At 67.1% G+C, this 4,022-nt stretch carries 3 protein-coding genes; all 3 read right to left on the reverse strand.

Annotation, left to right across the window (positions count from 1 at the left end; all coding sequences use genetic code 11):
- Positions 1-365: 365 nt before the first annotated feature.
- Positions 366-1,619, reverse strand: a complete 1,254-nt coding sequence (locus AB1578_22410; protein MEW6490650.1) for a cation diffusion facilitator family transporter — start codon at positions 1,617-1,619, stop codon at positions 366-368.
- 23 nt (positions 1,620-1,642) lie between these two features.
- Positions 1,643-2,794: a PAS domain-containing sensor histidine kinase gene (locus tag AB1578_22415; protein MEW6490651.1), complete on the reverse strand. Its 1,152-nt coding sequence runs from the start codon at positions 2,792-2,794 to the stop codon at positions 1,643-1,645.
- Positions 2,795-2,868: 74 nt separating this feature from the next.
- Complete coding sequence (locus AB1578_22420) at positions 2,869-3,927, reverse strand: putative manganese transporter (protein ID MEW6490652.1); 1,059 nt, start codon at positions 3,925-3,927, stop codon at positions 2,869-2,871.
- Positions 3,928-4,022: the final 95 nt, after the last annotated feature.

The following is a 4,022-nucleotide window of genomic DNA, read 5'->3' on the forward strand; positions in this document are numbered from 1 at the left end:
AGGGGCCTCTCGCGGAACCGGTGCGCCTGGCTCACCGGTTTCCACCGGCTGTGTCGGATCGGTCGATGCGGTACGGGGCTACGCTCCGAGTCTCCCGGACCCCGCCCCAAGATGAGGTGGTGGATCCTGGGGGCGGCGGTGGGAAGCACCCCCCCGCCTGGGGATCGCGACGCGACGTCCGTCACCCCGCTCTCCACGACGACGCTTCGGTCGAAGACGCTCCCGCGCATTGCAGCAAGCAAGGGCGGTCGCGGTGGGTTGTCCGGCCGGTTGGGTGGACGATCTAGGGGACGGCGGAGGGACGCGGGATCCATCTTGGGTTCGCGCTCCGGGGCCGCGGGGTACAGGAGGAGCCCCGGGTGCGGTCACTTTGTCGCTCGATCGCTACCCCCGGGCACCTGCGTTCGTTCCACACCGCCGATGGAGAGGGACCGTTCCGCGTCGGGCTCGTCCGCGACGAGGACTTCCACATCGGCATCGCCGAGGACGAAGCCGGGCCCCCTGCCCACCAGCTCTCGGCGGACCACAAGCCGGTCTAGCCCCTCCCGCAAGAGCCACTGGGCTGCCTTGATGCCCTTGGCCTTGTCCTCGGAAAGACACGGGTTTTGCAGGATGGCATCTCGGCGGACCTCGCCGGAGGCCTGGTCCACCGTGACCAGCCGGAAGTAGGGTGCCTCCCCGAAGTGCTCCGACACAGTCCGCCGGTCGCCGCAAAGAGGCACTCCGACGGTGAGTCGATCCTTGGAGGATGGTTCGTAGTGGATGATCACCCGGTCTACGTTGGCGACGCTCGCGTTAATCCGGCTCTCGATCTCCTCGGCGATCTGATGACCCTTCGCCAACGCCTTTGCCGTCACGACCACACTGAGCTCCACGAACTTGTAGCGGCCTGCGTTGCGCGCGCGCAATTCCTTTACCGCGATGACCCGAGGGTCGCTCTCGGCGACCTGCCGAATGGTCTCCAGGGTCTCGTAGTCCAGGGAAGCGTCGAGGAGAACGCGCACCGCGCCCACGAGGATGTCCCAGGCAGACCGCGTCACGAAAACCACGGCGGCCACCGCGGCGTACCGGTCCACGGCCAGGCCCGCGGCACTGCCGAGCAGCGAGGCCAGGATCACCATGGACGAGAGCATGTCGGCTCGAACGTGCCTGGCGTCGGCCGCCAAGGCCGGAGACCCGGTTTCCCGGGCCCTTCGCAGCTCGTAACGAGAAAAGAGCCAGCCGATCGCGATCGTGGCCCCGATTCCCGCGGCAGCCAGGGGGATGCGGGATGGGGGTGCGGGTGAAGCCTGCGCGAAGGCTTCGGTGAGGATCTCATAGCCCGCGCCCAGCAGGAGAAGTGCCGTTCCCAGCGCGACCAGGTTCTCGACCTTGTACAGGCCGTACGGAAACCGGGGAGACTTGCGCCGGGAGAGTCGGATGCCGAGCAAGACGATCCCGGCGCCTGCCACGTCCGTCAGGGAATGGAGAGCGTCGGCGCGGATCGCAAGGCTGCCGGTAAGGACAGCCAGGATCGCTTTGATCGCCACCAGGAGCAGGTTGACGGTGACCGACAACCAGGCGATCCGCTCCGCGCCATCCCTGTCCGGGGCCGTCGGTTGGAAACCTGTTGTGTTCATCGGCTCTGCTTCCGAACCTCGCCTTACCTGCCCGGGATGCCTGCCCGCGGAGCCGGCTCCTGTCTCGGCGCCACCCCCTGACCTGCCTTGGGAAGCACCACCGTGAACACCGACCCCTTGCCCGGCGCGCTCTCCACGTGTACACGGCCGCCATGGGCCTCGACGATGGTCTTTACCGTGGGGAGGCCCAAGCCAAACCCCTGCCGGAGCTCGGTGCCGGCGCCGCGGTGAAAGGGATCGAAGAGGTAAGGCAGTTCGTCGTGCTCGATGCCCGGCCCCTGGTCTTCAAATCGCACGGCAAGCTCCGGGCCGAGGTCGTCGAGGGCGATGGTGACCGTCGTCCGGGGACGGGCGTACTTGAGCGCGTTGTCCAGCAGGTTCACGAACACCCGGCGCAGTCGGCCCGCGTCGGCCTGGATGACCGGCAGCTCGGCACGAACCGGGACGACCACCTCGACCTCCGCCTGCGCGGCCTGGAGCCGGTAAGCCTCCACCACCTCGGCGAGCTCTGTTTCGAGAGAGATCGCGCTTGGATTGAGCACAAACTGCCCGGCCTGGAGGCGGGAGAACTCCAGGAACTCGTTCATCAGCGACTCCAGCTTGTCCGCTTCCTTCTTGATCACCTCGAGCGGGCGCCGCGCGGTCTCTGCGCTGATGTCCCCGGCGCCGGCCAGGAGGCGGCGGGCGAACCCTCCGATGATCACCACGGAGGACTTCAGGTCGTGGGCGAACATGGAGGTCAAGTTGTCCCGTTCCCGTTCGGCGCGCTTGAGCTCCGAAAGGTCCTGGAAGGCCTCCACGCCCCCGATCAGGGCGCCGCTGGCGTCGAACAGCCCGGCCGTGTTCATGCGCACGGGGATCCGCTGGCCTTGTCTGTTCCGGATGGTGGTCTCGAGCCGCAGGACGCGATGCTCCTGGTCGAGCACGGTTCGCAGGGGGCACTGCGCGTGGCACCGCTCACCCTGGAGGACCTCGCCGCACGGCCGGCCGATGACCTCGTCTTTCGCGTACCCTGTGAGGTGTTCTGCCCAAGGGTTGAACCCGCTGATGCGCAAGTCGGGGTCGACCGTGACCACGGCGATCGGCAGGCTGTCGACGACGAACCGGTCGTGCGTCAGGGAGGTGGCCGCGCCAGGCTCCAGTCGCGACTGCAGGGGGGCATGAGTTCTAGCCATGGGAAACCCTTTCGGGAGAGACGAGGGGGAGAGGCGGCGACGATGGGCCGGGCTCCGCGAATCCCGGCGCACTCTTACCACTTGGTGCAGGGTGCAAGCGGTCGTAAGTCAACTCTGTAACCCACCAAGCCCACCACCAGGCCTGCCCCCAGGTTCACCGCTTTCACCCGCACGAAATCCCGGCGGGATTCGGCGAGGACCGGGAGCATCCCGTGACCGTCCTGGACCACGGAGCTCGCCACCAGCACGCTCAAAGGCACCGCGCCGCTCACGTACAAGGTCACGAAAACCAGGTGCGGCCCGGACTCCGGGATCAGCCCTACGAGACAGGCAATCAGCAGGACCACCAGCTGATTCTCGTGTAGCCACCCCTCCAAGTGGAGGTGGTCCACGAGCACCCGCATCGCGGTGAGCGCACCCAACGTGCAGAGGAACACCCGAGGCAGGTGGACCTTGGCCACGTGCTGCCAAAGGTGCTCTTCCAGAAAGTGATCGGGCACGGTAGACACGATGAAGAGCCCCAGGCCTGCCGCCAGGAGGAGCGAGACCTTGACCCAGTTCCAGGTCGGAGGCCCCAGCTGCCCAGAGAGCACGCCGAAGAGGAACAACACCAGGAAGACGAGAAGCGTCCCGCGGGCCAGGGTGCAATGGCCCAACTGCTCCACGATGCGACCTCGGGGATAGCAGTGGCACAGCTCCTCTTCGTGGACGCCCAGACCCGTCGCACAATTGGAATTGCTCGATCTTCCGGCATCGAAGATGGCGTCGGTGGCGAGGCCGGCGGCGATACCCAGGGCGAAAAGGAGTGCGAAGATGCCCAACGCTCGTTGGGGCATCATGGCGAGCATCACGAAGGCCTCGTCGCCGCTGGTCGCGACCATGCACGCCACCAGCGCCCCCAAGCTCACCACGCCGTGGGCGCGCAGCGCCGCAACAGCAAACGCGCCCAGGCAGCCTGGCAGTGCCCCCAGGAGCGCCGCCAGGAGGTACTGACGCCAGCGGCTGCCCCGAAGCCCCCGTTCCCACAGGCCCCGGCTCAGCACCTGGAGGTACTCGACCACCAGCATCATCACGAAGACGAAGCCCGTGATCACGAGCGCGTGAGAGAGGCTGTCCCGCAGGAGGTGCACCACCCGTCCACCCCTCCTTGCCCCCGTATGTCGTAGCGAATCCGCCCCAACGACATACCGAGACCTCTAGAGTCGCCTCCGAGGGGATTCCTCAGGAA

Source organism: Thermodesulfobacteriota bacterium (assembly GCA_040756475.1).
Taxonomy (GTDB): Bacteria; Desulfobacterota; Deferrisomatia; order Deferrisomatales; family JACRMM01; genus JBFLZB01.